17 protein-coding genes and 1 pseudogene are annotated in these 18,196 nt (G+C 72.3%); 7 read left to right on the forward strand and 11 right to left on the reverse strand.

What is annotated here, in order from left to right; all coding sequences use genetic code 11:
- Positions 1-416 precede the first annotated feature (416 nt).
- The 4 genes from serS to OG556_RS16955 all read left to right on the forward strand — a co-directional run bounded on the left by serS (position 417) and on the right by OG556_RS16955 (position 4,856).
- Positions 417-1,691 carry a serine--tRNA ligase gene (gene serS / locus OG556_RS16940; RefSeq protein WP_371517772.1) on the forward strand — a complete coding sequence of 425 codons (1,275 nt, stop codon included), beginning with the start codon at positions 417-419 and terminating at the stop codon, positions 1,689-1,691.
- A gap of 47 nt (positions 1,692-1,738) precedes the next feature.
- Positions 1,739-2,599, forward strand: a complete 861-nt coding sequence (locus OG556_RS16945) for an HAD family hydrolase (protein WP_371517773.1) — start codon at positions 1,739-1,741, stop codon at positions 2,597-2,599.
- Positions 2,600-2,738: 139 nt separating this feature from the next.
- Entirely contained in the window at positions 2,739-3,470 is a 732-nt protein-coding gene (locus tag OG556_RS16950; RefSeq protein ID WP_371517774.1) for a FadR/GntR family transcriptional regulator, read from the forward strand.
- Between the two features lie 66 nt (positions 3,471-3,536).
- The gene (locus OG556_RS16955) at positions 3,537-4,856 is read left to right on the forward strand and encodes a CynX/NimT family MFS transporter (RefSeq protein ID WP_371517775.1); all 1,320 of its coding nucleotides are present in this window, start codon (positions 3,537-3,539) and stop codon (positions 4,854-4,856) included.
- A gap of 78 nt (positions 4,857-4,934) precedes the next feature.
- Here OG556_RS16955 and OG556_RS16960 read toward each other — a convergent pair whose 3' ends face one another.
- The 5 genes from OG556_RS16960 to OG556_RS16980 all read right to left on the reverse strand — a co-directional run bounded on the left by OG556_RS16960 (position 4,935) and on the right by OG556_RS16980 (position 9,391).
- Positions 4,935-5,654 carry an ABC transporter permease gene (locus tag OG556_RS16960; protein ID WP_371517776.1) on the reverse strand — a complete coding sequence of 240 codons (720 nt, stop codon included), beginning with the start codon at positions 5,652-5,654 and terminating at the stop codon, positions 4,935-4,937.
- A 58-nt stretch (positions 5,655-5,712) separates the two neighbouring features.
- The gene (locus OG556_RS16965; RefSeq protein ID WP_363621121.1) at positions 5,713-6,630 is read right to left on the reverse strand and encodes an ABC transporter ATP-binding protein; all 918 of its coding nucleotides are present in this window, start codon (positions 6,628-6,630) and stop codon (positions 5,713-5,715) included.
- 26 nt (positions 6,631-6,656) lie between these two features.
- Positions 6,657-7,559, reverse strand: a complete 903-nt coding sequence (locus OG556_RS16970; RefSeq protein WP_371517777.1) for an ABC-2 transporter permease — start codon at positions 7,557-7,559, stop codon at positions 6,657-6,659.
- The gene (locus OG556_RS16975) at positions 7,543-8,505 is read right to left on the reverse strand and encodes an ABC transporter ATP-binding protein (protein ID WP_371517778.1); all 963 of its coding nucleotides are present in this window, start codon (positions 8,503-8,505) and stop codon (positions 7,543-7,545) included. Before OG556_RS16975 ends, OG556_RS16970 begins: the two co-directional genes overlap by 17 nt.
- A gap of 241 nt (positions 8,506-8,746) precedes the next feature.
- Positions 8,747-9,391: an SIMPL domain-containing protein gene (locus tag OG556_RS16980; protein WP_371517779.1), complete on the reverse strand. Its 645-nt coding sequence runs from the start codon at positions 9,389-9,391 to the stop codon at positions 8,747-8,749.
- Between the two features lie 221 nt (positions 9,392-9,612).
- Between OG556_RS16980 and OG556_RS16985 the strand changes: the two genes are divergently transcribed.
- The gene (locus OG556_RS16985) at positions 9,613-10,500 is read left to right on the forward strand and encodes an LLM class flavin-dependent oxidoreductase (protein WP_371517780.1); all 888 of its coding nucleotides are present in this window, start codon (positions 9,613-9,615) and stop codon (positions 10,498-10,500) included.
- A gap of 842 nt (positions 10,501-11,342) precedes the next feature.
- The gene (locus OG556_RS16990; RefSeq protein WP_371517781.1) at positions 11,343-11,963 is read left to right on the forward strand and encodes a hypothetical protein; all 621 of its coding nucleotides are present in this window, start codon (positions 11,343-11,345) and stop codon (positions 11,961-11,963) included.
- Positions 11,964-12,035: 72 nt separating this feature from the next.
- Here the strand turns inward: OG556_RS16990 and OG556_RS16995 are convergent, their stop codons facing one another.
- The 5 genes and pseudogenes from OG556_RS16995 to OG556_RS17015 all read right to left on the reverse strand — a co-directional run bounded on the left by OG556_RS16995 (position 12,036) and on the right by OG556_RS17015 (position 16,159).
- The gene (locus OG556_RS16995; RefSeq protein ID WP_371522728.1) at positions 12,036-12,647 is read right to left on the reverse strand and encodes a transposase; all 612 of its coding nucleotides are present in this window, start codon (positions 12,645-12,647) and stop codon (positions 12,036-12,038) included.
- Positions 12,542-13,093: pseudogene (locus OG556_RS17000) on the reverse strand (winged helix-turn-helix domain-containing protein); the annotation flags it as partial. The gene OG556_RS16995 and the pseudogene OG556_RS17000, both read right to left, overlap by 106 nt.
- A gap of 112 nt (positions 13,094-13,205) precedes the next feature.
- Positions 13,206-14,231, reverse strand: a complete 1,026-nt coding sequence (locus OG556_RS17005; RefSeq protein WP_371517782.1) for a hypothetical protein — start codon at positions 14,229-14,231, stop codon at positions 13,206-13,208.
- Complete coding sequence (locus OG556_RS17010; RefSeq protein WP_371517783.1) at positions 14,228-15,697, reverse strand: phenylacetate--CoA ligase family protein; 1,470 nt, start codon at positions 15,695-15,697, stop codon at positions 14,228-14,230. The genes OG556_RS17005 and OG556_RS17010 overlap by 4 nt, the downstream gene beginning before the upstream one ends.
- 285 nt (positions 15,698-15,982) lie before the next feature.
- A complete protein-coding gene (locus OG556_RS17015; protein ID WP_371517784.1) occupies positions 15,983-16,159 on the reverse strand; it encodes a hypothetical protein in 177 nt (58 codons plus the stop codon).
- A 210-nt stretch (positions 16,160-16,369) separates the two neighbouring features.
- Here OG556_RS17015 and OG556_RS17020 point away from each other — a divergent pair, with 210 nt between their 5' ends.
- Entirely contained in the window at positions 16,370-17,224 is an 855-nt protein-coding gene (locus OG556_RS17020; RefSeq protein ID WP_371517785.1) for an HAD family hydrolase, read from the forward strand.
- Positions 17,225-17,275: 51 nt separating this feature from the next.
- On the opposite strand, the gene OG556_RS17025 is transcribed toward OG556_RS17020, so the two are convergent.
- A complete protein-coding gene (locus tag OG556_RS17025; protein WP_371517786.1) occupies positions 17,276-18,166 on the reverse strand; it encodes a phosphate ABC transporter ATP-binding protein in 891 nt (296 codons plus the stop codon).
- Between the last annotated feature and the right edge of the window lie 30 nt (positions 18,167-18,196).

Raw genomic sequence — 18,196 nt, forward strand, 5'->3', positions numbered from 1 at the left:
CCGCGGCGCCGGAACCCGCCATCCACAGGGGCGGGGACTATCCACAGCCGAAAGTTATCCACAGGCCTGGGGATGAGTCGACAAACCGGTATAGCCACTGCCGGTTTCGGTCGGATCATTGGTTAGCGGCGTAGAGATGACTAATCGGACCAGAGTCACCCGTGTGCCACTAAATCACCCGTCTGAGTGCTTCAATTCCCTCACCCGAGAAGGTCAAATGAGGTTTGAAACCTCAATTCCCTGGCTTCGGTGATCGGAGGGCCGACCTCCCCTTCAATCCACAGGCGCCGCCCGGATCCTGTGGATAACCCGGGCCCTGCCCGTTGCCCACAGAAGTTATCCACAGGATCCGGGCGGTTATCCCCAGGGGAAAACCCGTACCGGTGGATGAGCCTCCGCCCGGTACGCTTGGGCCTGTGATTGACCTTCGCCTGCTTCGTGAGGACCCTGACCGAGTGCGCGCCTCGCAGCGCGTCCGTGGCGAGGACGTCGACCTGGTCGACGCCCTCCTCTCCGCCGACGAACGGCGCCGGTCCTCGGGCAGTCGCTTCGACGAACTGCGCAGCGAGCAGCGGACGCTCGGCAAGCAGGTCGCCCAGGCCAAGGGCGAGGAGAAGACCGCCCTGCTGCAGCGCACCAAGGAGCTGGCCGCCGAGGTCAAGGCCGCGGACGCCGAGCAGGGCGCGGCCAAGGAGGAGGCCGAGCGCCTGCTCCGCTCGCTGGCGAACCTCATCGACCCGGCCGCCCCGGTCGGCGGCGAGGAGGACTTCGTCACCCTGGAGGAGATCGGCACCCCGCGCGACTTCGCCGCCGAGGGCTTCGAGCCGCGCGACCACGTCGAGCTCGGCCAGATCCTGGGCGCGATCGACACCGAGCGCGGCGCCAAGGTCGCCGGCGCCCGCTCCTACTACCTGACCGGCGTCGGCGCGCTGCTGGAGCTCGCCCTGGTCAACATGGCCATCGCGCAGGCCACCGCGGCTGGCTTCATCCCGATGATCACCCCGACCCTGGTCCGGCCCGCCGCCATGGACGGCACCGGGTTCCTCGGCCAGGCCGCCGAGAACGTGTACCACCTCGCCGAGGACGACCGGTACCTGGTCGGCACCAGCGAGGTCCCGCTCGCCGCGTACCACATGGACGAGATCCTCGACGCCGAGAAGCTGCCGCTGCGCTACGCCGGCTACTCGTCCTGCTTCCGCCGCGAGGCCGGCACCTACGGCAAGGACACCCGCGGCATCATCCGCGTCCACCAGTTCGAGAAGGTGGAGATGTTCGTCTACACCACTCCCGAGGACGCCGAGAACGAGCACCGCCGCCTGCTCCAGTGGGAGAAGGACTTCCTCAACGCGCTGGAGCTGCCCTACCGGGTGATCGACGTCGCCTCCGGCGACCTCGGCGCCTCGGCCGCGCGCAAGTTCGACATCGAGGCCTGGATCCCGACCCAGGGCAAGTACCGCGAGGTCACCTCGACCTCCAACACCACCGAGTACCAGGCCCGCCGGCTCGCCATCCGGATGCGCGAGGAGGGCAAGACCCGCCCGCTGGCCACCCTGAACGGCACCCTGGTCGCCGTCCCCCGCACCATCGTGGCGATCCTGGAGAACCACCAGCAGGCCGACGGCTCGGTGGTCGTGCCCGAGGCACTGCGGCCGTTCCTCGGCGGGCGGACCGTCCTCGAACCGGTCAAGTAGCACCGCGCCACCCGCACCACCCGCAACTCCCGGGAGACGTACGGCCCATGAGCACCACCAGCCCCAGCCCCGTCTCCCCCAACGGTGAGCACCCGAGCGGTGGCGACCTGCCCTACCGGCTGGTCGCCACCGACCTCGACGGCACCCTGCTGACCAGCGCGGAAACCGTCTCCGAGCGCACCCGCGCCGCCCTGGCCACGGCCACCGGCGCGGGCGCGCTGCACATCGTCGTCACCGGCCGCTCCGCCGCCTGGGCCCGCCCGGTCTTCGACGAGATCGGCTACACCGGGATAGCCGTCTGCGGCCAGGGCGCCCAGGTGTACGACGCCGGCGCTCACCGGCTGCTCACCTCCCTCACCCTGGACCGCCGGCTCGCCGCGCTCGCCATCGCCAAGATCGAGGCCGAGACCGGCCAGCTGGCCGTCGCCGCCAACCAGGACGGTCTGGACGGCCAGGTGCTGGCCGGCCCCGGCTACGAGCTGCTGATCGGCTCCGACCTCCCGGTCGTCCGGGTCGACCGCGACCAGCTGCTCGACGCCCCGGTCAGCAAGCTCTACATCCAGCACCCCGGCCTGACCGACGACGCGCTCGCCGAGGCCGCCCGCCGCGTCGCCGGGGACCTGGTCGGCGTCGTGATGGCCGGCGCCGGAGTGGTCGAACTGCTGCCGCTGGGCCTGTCCAAGGCCACCGGGCTGGCCGTCGCCGCCCGCCGCCTGGGCGTCCGCGGGGCCGACACCATCGCCTTCGGCGACATGCCCAACGACGTGCCGATGTTCGGCTGGGCGGCCCGCGGCGTGGCGATGGCCAACGCCCACGAGGAACTGCTCGCCGTCGCCGACGAGGTCACCGCGAGCAACGACGAGGACGGCGTCGCCGTCGTCCTGGAACAGCTCTACCCGGGCGTCTAGGGGCTCTCTTCCGGATCACGCCGTGGTGTTCGGCGGAGGTTCACCTCCAGTTGTAGGATGACCGGGCAAGCGGTTGTAGGATGACCGACGACCGGCGTTGACCAGCGACGCGGCGACCAGCGACGAAGGGAGCACCGGCATGACCGGCGACGGCAACAGCCTCCAGGCGGCCGGACGGCGCTCCCTGGTGGACACCGCGATCGACCAGCTGCGCGAGCAACTGGCCGGCGGCGTCTGGCCGGTGGGATCGCAGATCCCCACCGAGCACGAGCTCGCCGAGCAGCTGCAGGTCGGCCGGAACACCGTCCGGGAGGCGATCCGGGTGCTGGTGCACGCCGGCATGCTGGTCTCCCGCCAGGGCGAGGGGACGTTCGTCCGCTCCACCAGCGACCCGGCCGCCGTCCTGCGCGGCGTCCAGCGCTCGGGCATCCGGGACGTCCTGGAGGTCCGGGCCGCACTGGAGACCGAGGCCGCCCGGCTGGCCGCGCTGCGGCACACCCGCGAGGACGTCGAGCGGATGCGGGCCGCGCTGGCCCGCGAGGCCGAGGTGATCGCCTCGCACGCCGAGCGGACCGACCGCGAGGCCACCGTCGAGCACGACCTGGAGTTCCACACCGCCATCGTCGAGGCCGCGCACAACCCGGCGCTCACCGAGGTCTACCGCTACTTCGGCGCCTCCGTGCGCGAGTCGATGACCTCGGCCTTCGGCGACCACGACATGCCCGAGGTGGCCGTCGCCACGCACGCGGCGCTGGTCGACGCGATCGAGAGCGGCGACCCGGACCGTGCCGAGGCCGCGTGTCGTGAGCTGCTCGCCGAGCCGACCGCGGCCGTCGAGCAGCTCCTCGCCGCCATCGCGGCCCGGAAGTGACGTAGGCACCCGCCTCCCTTCCGTCCTCCGCGCCCTCGCGCACATTCACGAAAGAACAGCACACCCATGGCCGTCACCCGTGCCCAGCAGCCGGTTGCCACCACGTCCCTCCCGCTTCCCGTCCGCACCCGGCTGGCCCACCCCGCGCTGCTGCTGACCGGCATCCTGCTGGTCGCGCTGAACATGCGCGCATGCCTGGCGGCGGTGTCGCCGATGGTCGGCGAGATCCAGCGGACCTTCGGACTCTCCGCCACCGCGAGCGGACTGATCACCACCGTGCCGGTGCTGTTCCAGGGCGTCGGCGCCCCGCTCACCCCCCGGCTGACCCGGCGGTTCGGCACCGAACGGGTCGTGCTGGGCGCGGTCCTGGTGCTGGGCGCGGGCGTGCTGCTGCGGGTGCTGCCCTCGGTGGCGGCGCTGTACGCGGGCTGCGTGGTGATCGGCGTGGCCATCGCGGTGCTGAACGTGTCGATGCCGGGCCTGGTGAAGCGGGAGTTCCCGGACCGGGCGGCGGCGATGACCGGCGTCTACTCGACCACCATGCTGGTCGGCGCGACCCTGGCGGCCGGTCTGTCGGTGCCGCTGGAGCACGCCCTCGGCGGCGGCTGGCAGGCCTCGCTGGGCACCTGGTCGCTGCTCGCGCTGATCGCCGCGGTGGCCTGGCTGCCGCAGGTGCTGCGCTCCCGGCAGGAGCGGGCGGCGGTCGCGGCGCCGACGGGCCTCTCCGCCGGCGCTGCGGCCGGTCAGGCGGCCGGCCCCGTGGCCGGTCAGGCGGCAGGTCGGGCGGCAGGTCGGGCGGCCGAGAAGCCGATCGAGGGCATCTGGCGCTCGCCGATGGCCTGGCAGATCAGCCTCTTCATGGGCATCTCGTCGCTGCTGGTGTACACCCTGGTCGCCTGGATGCCGACCATCCTGGCCGACCACGGCATGGACCGCGGCGAGGCCGGTCTGGTCTTCGCCTTCTCCAACCTGGTGCAGGTCGCGGGCGCCTTCCTGGTGCCGCTGCTGGCCGGCCGGATGACCCGCCAGCGCGGGCTGGCGGTGGCGATGGCCGGGCTGAACGGCCTCGGCATCGCCCTGCTGCTGATCGCGCCGGTGTCCGGCGCCTGGGTGTCGGCGACCATCCTGGGCGTCGCCCAGGGCGGTTCGCTGGGCCTGGGCCTGGCCTTCATCGTGCTGCGCACCGGCAGCGCGGCCGGCGCCGCCCAGCTGGGCGGGATGTCGCAGGCGGTCGGCTACCTGGTCGCGGCGGCGGGCCCGGTCGGCGCCGGCGCGCTGCACCAGCTCACCGGCGGCTGGACGGCCACCCTGGTGCTGATGCTGGTGCTGGCCACCGTGGTCGGCGCGGCCGGCTGGGGCGCGGGCCGCAACCGGACGCTCGGCTAGGGCCTCCGCCCGGGTCGACCCCGTTGAGGCCGACCCGGGCCGACCCCGTTGAGGCCGGCTCGGGTCGGCCCCGGCCGGCTACTCCTCGGCGGCCAGGGTCAGCCCGGCCAGCTTCACCGAGGCCAGCACCGTCGCCGCCACGGTGACCGCCAGCAACAGCGGGACGGCCACCCCGAGCGAGACGTCGGCGCCGATCGCGGCGTCCCCGGCGACCGCCTCGGCCACCGACCGGCCCCACTGCTGGACGCTCAGCGTCCGGGCGCCCGACACGAAGTTGCCGATCAGCGACTCCCAGACCAGCGCGTACGCCAGCCCGGCCACCACCGCGTGCCGGGTGACCACGCCGAGCAGCAGGAACAGCGCGCTGTACGCCGCCCCGGCGACCAGCACGGCCACGGTGTAGCCGAGCGCGATGCCGTCCCTGGTGCCGATCAGCAGCAGGCCGCAGAGCAGCGTCGGGAGGGCGGCGAACACCCAGGTGGTGCCGATCGCGACGACCAGTTTGGTGGTGACGATCTTCCACCGCGGCAGCGGCTTGGCCAGCAGGTAGACGATCGAGCCGTCGTCGATCTCGGTGGCGATCACGCCGGTGCCGACGACCAGGCCGAGGATCGGCACCAGGGTGCCGAGGCCGAGCTGCCCGAGGATCTTGACGGTGAGGTCGTGCTCGTTCCCACCGGCGGTGCCGCTCGCGACGGCCGAGATGACCAGCAGCAGGGCGGGGACCACCAGCAGCAGGAGGCCGCGGCGGCGGCCCAGCAGGCCGCGCAGGGTCAGCCTGGCGACGGTCGGGTTCATGGTCGGTCGGCCCTTTCCTGGGTCCGGTACGGGAGTTCGGTGGCTCGGACGCCGGGCCTCACGCGGAGACCAGGTAGGAGAAGACGCTCTCCAGCGACTCGTCCGCCGGCGAGACGGTGTACAGCCGGATGTCCGCCTCCCGGGCGACCCGGGGCAGCAGGGTGGTGAAGCCCTGGAAGTTCACCGCCTCGATCCGCAGCGCCCGTTCCCGCGCGTCCACCTCGACACCGGTCGTGGAGCCGTCGGCGATCAGCGCGGCGGCCAGCCGGCGGTCGTCGCTGGAGCGGACCAGGTAGCGGTGTGGGCGGTCGGTCATCAGTCGGCGGATCTTCCGGAAGTCGCCCGAGGCGGCGTGCCGGCCGGCCACCACGACCTCGATGTGCCGGGCCAGTTGCTCGACCTCCTCCAGGATGTGGGAGGAGAACAGCACCGTCCGGCCGTCCGCGCCGAACCGGCGCAGCAGCTCCATCAGCTGGAGCCGCTGGCGCGGGTCCATGCCGTTGAACGGCTCGTCGAGCAGCAGCACGGCCGGGTCGTGGACCAGCGCGGAGGCCATCTTGACCCGCTGCTTCATGCCCTTGGAGTACGTCCCGGTGCGGCGGTCCTTGGCGTAGGCCATCTCCACCAGGTCCAGGGCGCGCCGGGCGGCGGCGCCCGGGTCGGCGAGGCCGTGCAGTTCGGCGTTGGCGAGCACGAACTCCCAGCCGGTCAGGTAGTCGTACATCGACTCCCGTTCCGGGACCAGGCCGATCTGCCGGTACACCTGCTGGTTGCGCCAGATCGGCGCGCCGTCCAGGGTGACCGCCCCGCTGGAGGGCGAGAGGAAGCCGCTCATCATGTGGATGAGGGTCGACTTGCCCGCGCCGTTCGGACCGAGCAGGCCGGTGATGCCTGGGCCGATCGTCATACTGATGTCGTTGACGGCGACCACGTTCCCGAACCAGCGGGAGACCTTGTCGATGGTGATGGTGGCCATGACGCCCTCTCAAACTCCTCGGTTCATCAGACGCTGCGGTAGCGGCGCAGCAGCAGCCCGTACGAGCCGGACACCATCGCGAGGACGGCGGCGGTGAAGACGACCACGCCGAGCCCGCCGGGCGCGTGCATCCGGCCACCCATCCCGCCGACGTCGAAGAGCTGGTTGGTCAGGCTCTCCACCAGGTCGTTCGGCGACAGCAGCGCGATCCACTGGGCGGAGTCCGGGACGGTGAGCTCGGTGGCGGTGCCGATCCGGGTCAGGATCGCCACCACGGCCGTGCTGATCGCCAGGTAGCCCATGATCCCGGCCACCCCGAAGCCGCGGCGCGGGGTCGCGGCGGCGACCACCACCGCCACCGAGGTCGGCACCAGGGAGTACAGCAGGGCGGCGACCAGGCCGGACAGGAAGTGCCCGGTGTTGTGCCCGAAGTCCAGCCCGCCGAGCAGCGCCCCGATGTAGAGGACCAGCAACGGCGCCGCCATCAGCAGGAACTGGGCGCTGACCATCGCGGCGAACTTGGCCCGGACGTAGTCGGCGCGGGTGATCGGGCGGGAGAAGTACAGCGGGACGGTGTGGTGCCGCAGATCCCGGGAGAACAGCACCGGCGCCTGCGAGGCCAGGAAGATCGACACGACCAGCACGAACGAGGACAGGTACCGCGGGTAGTCCAGCGGCAGCTCCTTCGCGCTGGTGGCGAGGGCGACCGCCACCATGACCACGGCCGGCAGCGTGACCACGCCGAGCACCAGCATCGGCAGCACCTTGGACTTGCCGGAGCGCCCGAGCCCGTACGCGGCGCGCAGGCCCTGGGTGAACAGCGAGCGCGTCGCGTAGGCCCGGCCGAGCCGGGGCCCGGTGTAGCCGCGGTAGCCGATGTCGTGGATGACGCCGGTGTCGGCGGACCTGGTGTCAGGAGGCAGCGACATCGTCCGTCCCTCCCCTGTTCTCGTCGGTGAAGAGTTCGGCGACCCGGTGGCGGCGCTGCTCCAGCCGGACCAGGCCGAGGCCCAGGCCGGCGACGGTGTCGCGGATGGTGTCGTAGGTGTCGTCGCCGGCCAGCCGGACCAGCAGCAGGTGCGAGCCCTCCGGCTGGACGGACAGCCCGGCGGCGGCCAGCCGTTCGCGGACGGCGGCGCCCGGCTCCGCGACGGCGTCCTGCGGGTGGTCCGTCACCTCGACCGCCAGGACGGCCGTCGCCTCGGTGAAGGAGGCGGTGGAGGAGGAGCGCAGCAGCTTGCCGCCGTCGATCACGACCAGGTGGTCGCAGGTGCGCTCCAGCTCGCCGAGCAGGTGGGTGGTGACCAGCACCGAGATCCCGAAGTCGGTGTGCACCCGGCGGATCAGGCCCAGCATCTCGTCCCGGCCCGCCGGGTCGAGGCCGTTGGTCGGCTCGTCCAGCAGCACCAGCTTCGGGTCGTGCACCAGCGCCTGGGCGAGCTTGACCCGCTGCTTCATGCCGGTCGAGTACCCGCCCATCGGCCGGTACCGCTCCTCGTACAGGCCGACGTGCCGCAGGGTGTCCGCGGTGCGCTCACGGGCGGCGGTGGCCGGCAGCCCCGCCATCCGCGCCATGTGCACCACGAACTCGGTCGCCGACACGTCGGGCGGCAGGCAGTCGTGCTCGGGCATGTAGCCGACCCGTTCACGGATCTCCGGCCCCCGGGTGGCGACGTCCAGGCCGAGGACCTCGCCGCGGCCGGACGTCGCCGGGGCGAGGCCGAGCAGGATCTTGATGAGGGTGGACTTGCCCGCCCCGTTGGCCCCGACCAGCCCGACCACCCCGGGCCGCACCTCGACGGTGAGCTGGTCGAGGGCGGTGACCCGGGGGAACCTCTTGGTGAGGCCGTCCGTCTTGATGACAGCAGTGGACACCTGCTCAACGTAACGGGCATACGCGCCAAGGGCTATGAGCTGGAATGACGAGCCCGTCTGCTGCTGCGGTATGACGCCGCGGAGGCTCTCCCCTAAGGGGAGGAGGATCTCCCACTCAGGGTCGGCACGTCCTCATCGCCTCCGCGGGGGCCGGCCACGCGGAGGCCGGCCACGCGGAATCCGGCGGCGGCGACATCGGGGCGGCGGTCTCCGGCCGGACTCCGGGCGGCGCGACCAGAAGCTACGGGGCGGCGATCGCGAACCCCAGCACGACCGCGGCCGAGACCACGACGGCACCCGGCGCGAGGTCCGCCTCGGAAACGCCACCGGAGTCGCCGTGCCCGCGGTACCGGCCGCTTCCGATGCTCTCCGGGTCGACGTCCTCGATGTGGACGACCTGGCCCAGCCGCACGCCCGCGGCCTCCGCGTACAACTCGGCCTTCGCCCTCGCGACCCGGACGGCGTCCGCCCGGGCCTGCGCCCTCAGAGCCGGCTTGCTGCGGACGTCGAAGTCGACGCCCTCCACCTGGTTGGCCCCCGCCTCCACCGCGGCGATCAGGAACGGTTCGAGGGAGTCGAGGTCCCGGTACTCGATGGCGAACGCGGCCTGGCAGCGGTATCCGAGGAACTGCCGGTCCGCACCGTAGCCGTTCCACGAATTCTGGAGATCGAGCCGTGAGGCCGACGCCTGCCCGTCCGGGACGCCATGGGCCCGTATTGCCTCGCGCAGGCCGGAGATGGCCGCTCGCGCGGCGGCGAAGGCCTGCTCGGGCGAACCCTCCGTCCGGTCGATTCCCAGCCGGATCCGGGCGACGTCGGGTGCCACCTGGACACTTGCCGCACCGTAACTGGTGATTCCCCAAGGCGATCTGATCGTCGTCTGCATGCCCGGCAGTCAAGCACGGAGCGCGCGTCCCGGGTACGGATTTCCCCCGGCCCCACCGGACCGCCGATGCCTGACCTGTCGCATCCGCCTCGACGGCCCTCGACGGCCCTCGGCGACCCTCGGCGACCCTCGGCGACCCTCGGCGACCCTCGGCGACCCTCGGCGACCCGGTCGGGAGACGCGAGGGCCGCGCGGCCGTTCCGACGCATAGGGTCGACACCATGCGACTGAGTACCGTGATCCTCCCCATCCACCGGTGGAGCGAGGGGCAGAAGATCTGGCGGCGGGCCGAGGAGCTCGGGTTCCATGCCGCGTACACCTACGACCACCTGTCGTGGCGGTCGTTCCGCGACGAGCCGTGGTTCGGATCGATCCCGACGCTGACCGCGGCGGCCACCGCGACCGAGCGCCTGCGGCTCGGGACCCTCGTGACGTCGCCGAACTTCCGCCACCCCGTGACACTGGCGAAGGAGCTGATCACGCTGGACGACGTGTCCGGCGGGCGGGTCACCCTGGGCATCGGCGCCGGCGGCACCGGCTTCGACGCGACGGCGATGGGCCAGGAGGCGTGGTCGCCGAAGGAGCGGGCGGACCGTTTCGGCGAGTTCCTGCCGCTGCTGGACGAGCTGCTGCGCACCGACGCCACGACGCGCGAGGGCACGTACTACTCGGCGGTCGAGGCGCGGAACATCCCCGGCTGCGTGCAGACCCCCCGGGTGCCGTTCTACGTCGCCGCGGCCGGGCCGCGCGGGCTGCGGCTCGCGGCCGAGCACGGGCAGGGCTGGGTGACGTACGGCGACCCGAAGGGCCCCGCGGACGTGCCGGTCGAGCAGGCGCCCGGCGTGATCGCCGCGCAGATCGCGAAGCTGACGGCCGCCTGCGAGGCACGGGGCCGGGACGCCGGCGAGCTGGAGAAGGTGCTGCTCCAGGGCTCGACCGCCGAGAAGCCGCTGCAGTCGCTGGACGCCTTCGTCGACTGGGCCGGCACCTACCGCGACCTGGGCATCACCGAGTTGGTGATCCACTGGCCCGTCCCGGACTCGATCTTCGAGAACGACCTCGCCGTCTTCGAGAAGATCGCCACCGAGGGCCTCGCCCAGCTGGCCTGATCGAGGATTCGCTCCCCGTGGTTCGCGCCGCCGACCCACACCGAGCAACCTGTCCGTCAGTGGCCGATCGGCCACTGGCGGACAGGCGTCGGGACTCAGCTGTCGCGGCCCTGGGCGACCACGAACTCCGTTCCATCGAGCGTCACATCGACGCCAGACCCGGCCCACTTGGCGAGAAGGTCTGTCTGCTGCTCGACCTTGTCCAGCAGCCGATCTCGATCTCCCGGGAGTCGGCCTTCTTGTTGCCGGGCTAATCGGCCAATGCGTCGTGCAATTCACGTGCCTCCGGGGCCAGTTCCCTTCGATCGCGGTCACCACAGGCGGGAGCACTGCTGCCAGAGCGTCGTCCAGGTCGGCCAGCTCCTGGTGGAGCTGCAGACAGGGGTACTCGTACCACAGACTGTGCGTACCGGTCAGGAGATCGGCGCGCGAGTCCCGGCTGGTCAGCGCGCCGAGGTGGGTTAGCAGGTAGTGATTGAAGTCGCGATCACGGGGATCGTAGACACTCACCGGGACAGTGGCCAGGGCGGAGATCCGGTTGAGTGCATCAACGATCGGCGCCCCGAGGGAAGGGCTGCTCAGGCTCGCCACAGTGGCACCTTTCGACCACCGTGCTGAGGCAGCCTGCTGGCCACCTGAGTTACGGGGAGGAAGGCGGTGGCGAGGGGGCTTTCGATGGCGACGTAGGCCGATGCCAGTTGTGGCCTATGTCGCCTTGAAGATCCCCAAGCTTGAGCCGTGGTCTACATCGAGACGCTCATGGCAAGCGAACTACGCTTGAACCAGAGCGAGTTCATGATCGAGCAACGGCCGACCAAAAGATCGAGCAGGGATGGGAGTCGATGCGGGCGGACCGGGACGCGTTCGTCGAGTTCCTCGGCAGCGACGAACTGGTCCTTCCGCCCGCCGAAGCCGAGGAACGGCTCAACGCCTACTACCGGCACCGGCAGGAGGACGCCGCCGCCGGGCATCCCGACCGCGCCCGGGGCCGGCGGCTCCCGGGCCTCGACTTCCCGGCTTTCGAGCTGCCGCGGGACCTTGCGGACGCGGACACCGTCGGAGTCATCTACGACGAGGTCGACGGGCTCAACTTCTACGCGGACTACGGGCTGTTGCGGGACCTCTTCGCCGGTCCTTCCCTCACAGGTCGCAAACCGCACCAGGACCTGCTGCGCACGTACCTGCGCGAGCAGTCGATCACGCCACTGCCGATCCGGCGACTGGCCACCGCCCACCCGGAGACCGCCGACTCGGTGTTCCGGAAGCTGCTGCGGAAACCCGGGTTCACCTGGAGCGAGCACGGCGAGGAACTGTTGCGTCGCCGCAAGCCCTGGTACTACGCGCAGGAGCCCCGGCCCGGTGTCTCCGTCGTCGGTGAGCGCCTCGGCGAACTGGCGGCCGGCGGGCGACGGCAGCGGTTCACCAGCGCACGGCGCGTGCCGGGCCAGGCCCATCGCCCGTAGCCGGGAACGCCGCGAACGCCGTGGCCGCCGTCGGTAGAAGGGCGCTGAAAGCCGCTTACTGACTTCGGCGTTTCAGGGTGATGGTGGTGGCAGGTCCAGGGAGAGGCCGGTCCCGGCGAGGAAGCCGTCGAGGATGTCGGGGCGGTACTGGAGCCGTTTGAGCCGGTTGCGGACGAGGGCTTCGAGACGGTCCACGGCGACCGAGGAGAGGTTGGCCAGGCTGTGCTTGACGTGCGCCCAGAGCCACTCCACGGGGTTCAGGTCCGGCGCGTAGGCGGGCAGGATGTATACGGTCAGCCAGTTCCTGGCGGCGACCAACTCGCGCATCACGTGGGAGACATGGGTGTTCAGCCGATCCCAGACCAGCACGATCGGCGCCTTCACCAGATGGTGGATTCCGTCGATCAGGCCGATGTAGTCGCGCTCGGACAGGCTCCGCCGCTCGCCCTTGCGACCGGTGTGCCGCCGGATGCGGTGGGACAGCCTGGTCCGGGAACCCGGCCGCACGGCGATCAGCCCAGCGACCGAGACACGTCCGGAGCGGCTGCCGGAGACCTTCACGACAGGGGTGATGCCCCGCCGTCCCCAGGTGCGTCCACGGGGCGGCCTGCGCGTGAAGCCGGCCTCGTCTTCGAAGCAGACCCACCCGTCGCAGTCCGCCCGGGCTCTTTTACCTCCGCCCAGGTCACCTCCGTCCACGCGGTCACGGCCTGCTCGTCACGTTCCGCGGCCCGTCTCGCGGGCATCTGCGGAGTGAAGCCGAGTCTGTGCATCAGCCGTGTAGCGCCCGAGACGCTGTACGAGACGTGAAACGTCCGCCCGATCAGCGTGGCCACCCGCGAAGCAGTCCACACCTGGTCCTCCACCCAGCCGTGTGCGGCCGGGCCCTGGTCCAGATACGCGGCGAGCTTCTCCAGGCATCGCGGGGACAGGCGGCACCGTGACCCACCCGGGCCGCGTGATGCCAGCGCCTCGACCCCGCCGTCGCGCCACAACTGGTGCCACTGGTAGGCCGACTTCACACTCACCCGTAGGCGCCGGGCCACCTCTGCCGGCTTGACCTCCTGCTCGAACAGCTCGGCCGCCTGCATCCGCACCGTCTCCCGGCGCAGCCGTCCTGAGGCGGTCAGCCCGCCCCCATCCGCGTATCTCACACACCATCGGATACAGCCACCACACCGAACTCGTCAGGCAAACCAGGACAGTTCACCCTGGCGCGCCGAAGTCAGTAAGGGCGGCCGGTCAGAGTTGGCGCACGATGGGGAGGGTGGCTGTGCCGTGCCTGCGGGCGTTGCGGCGGGCGAGGCCGGGGGAGTTGCCGGTGCCGAGGATCCGGCCGTCGGCGATCGCGATCCAGGTACCCGGTGCCAGCCCGGCGGGCGGGGTGAGGGACAGGGCCGACGTCAGGGCGGGGTCCGGCTGGAGGCGGTCGAGGTTTGGGGCCGGCGACGTGGTGCCAGCGCGCCAGCGGGCCGTCGTCCGCTCGCCGCCCAGGCGGCGTGACCACACCACGTGCTGGACCACGATCAGGGGGCCGAGCACGGTCAGCAGGGGGAAGCCCGCCGTCAGCGCGCCCAGGGCGAACAGCGCGCTGACCGCACTGGTCACGACCACTCCGACGGCTGCCGCGAGCAACGCGGCCGTGCGTCCGAAGGCCTTGGCGGCGACCAGTGGGAACAGCACGAGGAGGAGCAGGTCGCCGAGGCCCACGGCGACCGGCGGGCTGCCGCCCGTCAGGACGAGCATCGGGGCGAACGGCCTTCCCTGGACCTGGGTGACGAAGTTCGCGGTGACCTGCGTCAGGGTGGTCGCGACCAGGTCGTAGCAGGACAGGACGGCGGCCAGGCCGGCCGCGTGCGCCGACCGCATTCCGCTCTGCGTCCACAGGTTGGCCACGCCGACCACCGCGACGGCGAGCATCACGTCGGTACAGGCGCGCACCGCGACGGGGTGGCCGCTGCACGCCGCCGTGGCTCCGGCGGCCACGAGTGCGAGGCCCCAGGCCCAGCGGCCGGAGCAGACCGGCGCCAGGGTGAACTGCACCGCCAGGCAGAGCACCAGGCCGAACAGCGCCGAGACGACCACGCCCGGCAGCTTGAGGTAGAGCAGCGGGGCCAGCACGACGCCGACGCACAGGACGGCGATGTCGCCGGAGGTGTAGACGCCCACCGGGGGCCTGGGCATCCGCACGCGGACGAGGTATCCCCCGGCCGCGGCCATCAGCAGGGCCACGCAGCAGCTCAGGGCGATGAGGGGGATCGCGTTCATGCGCCGCTCCCGGCCGGGACGCCGACCGGACGGGCCGACTCGAAGGTGTGTTCCCGCAGGTCCGCGCGGACCGGACTGGACGGCGGCAGTTTCGACCGGTCGTCGTGGAGCACGATGCCGGCCAGCGGCAGCCCCGCCGCCGACGCCCGCTCCTCCAGCCTGCGGTGCAGCGTCGCCGCGGGCAGCGCCCGGACCAGGAGGTGCAGCAGCGCACCGCCGTCCGGCTCCTCGGTCAGCGCGTACCGGGCCGGCAGCGGCACGTCCGGCTCCGCTTCGACCAGGTCGAGGACGTCCCTGGTCGGCACGGAGGCGCTGAGCGGCCCCGACCAGCGGCCCAGGACGGCGGACGTGGCCGGCAGGTGCGCCCACTCGCACCCGGTCTCGCCGACGGGCAGCCGGACCAGGTCGCCGGTGGCGTACCGCAGCAGCAGCGTGCACTCCCGGTAGGGCACGAAGGGGGTGTGCACCAGCATCCCGACCTCCCCCGGCGCGGTCGGCGCCCAGGTCTGCGGGTCGAGCACCTCCAGGTGCCCGAACTCGGTGGTGTGGTGCAGATGCCCCTGGGAGCACGGCGTGCCGCCCGAGGGGAGCGTCTCCGTCATCAGGTAGGACGTGGACACCGGTGCGCCGAAGGCCGCTTCGGCCCGCTCCCGCAGGGGGGCCGACAGCACTTCGCCGCCCACCCCGATGCTCTCCAGCCCGAAGTCCGCGGACCGCCACCCGCCCTGTTCGGCCTCCTGCACGAGCGCGGAGAGGTACGACGCGGAGGCGGTGAGGTGGGTGATCTGCGGGGCCTTGCCGGGCAGGCCGAGCGGTGCGGCGAGGCGGTCCAGGGCGAGCGCGGGGTCGATCGTCCCGAACTGGACGAACGAGGCGCCGACCCGGGTGGTGGACTCCTCGGCGACGACCAGCGGCAGGGTGGCCCTGGAGCAGCCCGCGTAGGCCACGGTGTGTCGGGGGCGCAGCCCGAGGGTCAGGGCCGCCGAGATGGTGCTGAGGGCGATCGTGGTCTCCAACTCGGCCCGGGAGTACCAGACCGCGGTCGGGGTGCCGCTGGTGCCGGTGGTCAGCGCCATCAGGGCGGGCGCGGCGGCGGCGGAGACGAACGCGGCGGGCAGGCCGCGCAGGGCAGCCTTCGGGGTGACGGGCACCCGCGACCAGGTCTCCGTGTCGAGCGTCTCGGGGTCGATCCCGAGGTCGTCGAAGGTCCGCCGGTAGTAGGCCGTGTGGCGGACGGCGGCGCGCGCGGTGGCCCGCAGGCTCCGCCGGGTGACCGTGCGCCGCACCTCCGGGTCGACCTGGCCGGCCTGCCCCGGCAGCAGCGCCGAGTCCGCGCCCGGTTCGCCGAACTCGGCGAGCGTGCGGACCATGTCGTCGGCGATCCGCCCGAGGTCCTGGGGCCGGATCCTGCGGTTGAGCAGGATCGATGCGCCGTACCGGAGTTGACTCACCGCAGTGCCGAACACGAGACCTCCTGGAACCTGGGCCGGGGATGCTCACCCCGGCCCAGGCCGGGACGACTCGGTCAGGCCATGTGAGCGAACATGGCGGCGGTGAGGGTGCTCAGGGCGTACTTGAAGTAGTGCTTGACCATGTCAAGACCTCCTGGTGGGGCCGGCCGGCGCGGCCGAGCACGCCCCGATGACGTGCTCCGGCGCCGGTGGTGGGGAGTGCAGTTTAGGGAATCGAACAATGCGCGACCAGGGGTGAGACAGCATCAAATTCCGCACCCTGCAACGGCGGTGGCACAGCTACGGGTGCGGGCGGGTGCGCTGGGCCGGGAGGCGGGGCTCGGGGGCGCGGCGGGCGATCTCGGCGAGGGTGTGGAAGAGGACGTCGCCGAGCAGGACCGGCTCGCGGGAGGCGTCCGGGGAGGCGGCGGGCGGGGCGGTCGGGGGAGGCTCGTCTCGGAGCTGGCGAGTGGGCATGGCTCTTCCTGCCGACGGGGTGGCCGTGCACACTCCTGCCCGTCGCGCTCCGGGGACACCCCGGCCGGCGGGCGAATAGGCCGGAAACGGCGTCTTGAGGGCCGAAAGCCACAGGTCCGGCGGGTCGGCGGCCCGGTCCCGGCGGGTCGGCGGCGCCGTCCTGCGGGTCCGCGACGAGGTCCGTCCTCGCCGGTGACCGGTGCGGCACCGATGGGCGAAGATGGACCGGTGACCGAAGCCCGTACCGCCCCCCGCCTCATCGCCACCGACCTGGACGGCACCCTGCTGTGCGCCGGCGGCACCGTCAGCGAACGCACCGCCGCGGCCCTGGCGGCCGCGGAGGCGGCCGGGGTGCAGGTGGTGTTCGTCACCGGGCGTCCGCCGCGCTGGATGCAGCAGGTGAGCGCGCACATCGGCGGCCACGGGGTGGCGATCTGCTCGAACGGCGGCGCGGTGGTGGACGTGCGGCGCGGCGAGCTGCTGGAGTCGTTCCCGCTGCCGGTGGAGACCACCCTGGCAGTGGTCGAGGTGCTGCGCGCCAAGCTGCCCGGCACCGCGTTCGCCTTCGAGTACCCGGACGGGTGGGCCCGCGAGCCCGAGTACGCGGTGCCGATGTGGGGCGACGACCTGGAGCACGCGGTCGGCCCGGCGGAGGAGCTGCTGAGCGCCGGCGGGCCGGTCCGGGGCCTGTTCAAGCTGCTGGCCAAGCACCCCGACCTCGACCCGGACACGTTCCTCGTCCAGGCCCGGGAGGTGGCCGGGCACCTGGCCGAGATCACCCGCTCGGCGCCGATCCCGCTGCTGGAGATCAGCGCGCCCGGCGTCACCAAGGCCAGCACGCTGGCCCGTTGGTGCGCCGGGCACGGGATCGACCGGAGCGAGGTGGTGGCCTTCGGCGACATGCCGAACGACCTGGAGATGCTGGACTGGGCCGGCACCGCGTACGCCGTCGCCAACGCGCACCCGCAGGTGCTGGCGGCGGTGCCGCTGCACACCGTGAGCAACGAGCAGGACGGCGTCGCGGCGGTGCTGGAGGAGCTGCTGCGGCTCCCCCAGCTCCCGTAGCCCCCTAGCTCCCCCAGCTCCCCCTGGCCCCCCAGGACGTACCGGCCGGGCCTAGCCGAAGCGGCCGTTCACGTAGTCGGAGGTCCGCTGGTCGCGCGGGTTGCCGAAGACCTGCGCGGTCGGCCCGGCCTCCACGATCCGGCCCGGGGTGTCGTGGGTGGCCAGGAAGAAGGCGCAGGTCTGCGAGACGCGCTGGGCCTGCTGCATGTTGTGGGTGACGATCACGATGGTGAGCCGCCCGCGCAGTTCGGCGATGGTCTCCTCGACCCGCCGGGTGGAGGTCGGGTCGAGCGCCGAGCACGGCTCGTCCATCAGCAGGATGTCCGGCGAGACCGCCAACGACCGTGCGATGCACAGGCGTTGCTGCTGCCCGCCGGAGAGCGCGCCGCCCGGGGTGTGCAGCCGGGTGGAGACCTCGTCCCAGAGCCCGGCGCGGCGCAGGCTGGTCTCCACCAGGTCCCGGCGCTCCTCCTTGGAGACCTTGATCCCGGCCAGCTTCAGGCCGCTGGCGACGTTGTCCTGGATGGACATCGCCGGGAACGGATTGGGCCGCTGGAACACCATGCCGATCCGGCGCCGCACCTCGGCGGGGCGCCGGCCGGGGCGGTAGACGTCGTCGCCCTCCAGCAGCACCTCGCCGGCGAGCGCGGCGCCGCGCACCATCTCGTGCATCCGGTTGAGGATCCGCAGGTAGGTGGACTTGCCGCAGCCGGACGGGCCGATCAGCGCGGTGACCTCGCCGGCCGGCATCGCCAGCGAGACCCGCTCCAGCACCTTGCGGGCGCCGAACCAGGCGGAGACGTCCCTGGTCTCCAGCCCGGCCAGCGGCTCGCCGCCGGGGTGCGGGTCCGGCGGCAGCGGCGGGAGGGTGAGGGTGTCGGCGGCCGGGTCGGTCGCCGGGGCGCCCGCCGTGCCCAGGCCGGCGGTCGGGGTGTCGGTCATCGGTGCATCCGTCATCGGTACGGCCTTCCG

The organism is Kitasatospora sp. NBC_01300, assembly GCF_041435235.1.
Classification (GTDB): Bacteria; Actinomycetota; Actinomycetes; order Streptomycetales; family Streptomycetaceae; genus Kitasatospora.

Coding starts and splice junctions, on each gene's coding strand:
- OG556_RS16945 (WP_371517773.1), top strand. CDS start 1,739: ATGAGCACCACCAGCCCCAGCCCCGTCTCCCCCAACGGTGAGCACCCG.
- OG556_RS17005 (WP_371517782.1), bottom strand. CDS start 14,231: ATGAACGCGATCCCCCTCATCGCCCTGAGCTGCTGCGTGGCCCTGCTG.
- OG556_RS16985 (WP_371517780.1), top strand. CDS start 9,613: ATGCGACTGAGTACCGTGATCCTCCCCATCCACCGGTGGAGCGAGGGG.
- OG556_RS16980 (WP_371517779.1), bottom strand. CDS start 9,391: ATGCAGACGACGATCAGATCGCCTTGGGGAATCACCAGTTACGGTGCG.
- OG556_RS16970 (WP_371517777.1), bottom strand. CDS start 7,559: ATGTCGCTGCCTCCTGACACCAGGTCCGCCGACACCGGCGTCATCCAC.
- OG556_RS16965 (WP_363621121.1), bottom strand. CDS start 6,630: ATGGCCACCATCACCATCGACAAGGTCTCCCGCTGGTTCGGGAACGTG.
- OG556_RS16955 (WP_371517775.1), top strand. CDS start 3,537: ATGGCCGTCACCCGTGCCCAGCAGCCGGTTGCCACCACGTCCCTCCCG.
- OG556_RS17025 (WP_371517786.1), bottom strand. CDS start 18,166: ATGACCGACACCCCGACCGCCGGCCTGGGCACGGCGGGCGCCCCGGCG.
- OG556_RS16950 (WP_371517774.1), top strand. CDS start 2,739: ATGACCGGCGACGGCAACAGCCTCCAGGCGGCCGGACGGCGCTCCCTG.
- OG556_RS17015 (WP_371517784.1), bottom strand. CDS start 16,159: ATGCCCACTCGCCAGCTCCGAGACGAGCCTCCCCCGACCGCCCCGCCC.
- OG556_RS16960 (WP_371517776.1), bottom strand. CDS start 5,654: ATGAACCCGACCGTCGCCAGGCTGACCCTGCGCGGCCTGCTGGGCCGC.
- OG556_RS17020 (WP_371517785.1), top strand. CDS start 16,370: ATGGGCGAAGATGGACCGGTGACCGAAGCCCGTACCGCCCCCCGCCTC.
- OG556_RS16990 (WP_371517781.1), top strand. CDS start 11,343: ATGCGGGCGGACCGGGACGCGTTCGTCGAGTTCCTCGGCAGCGACGAA.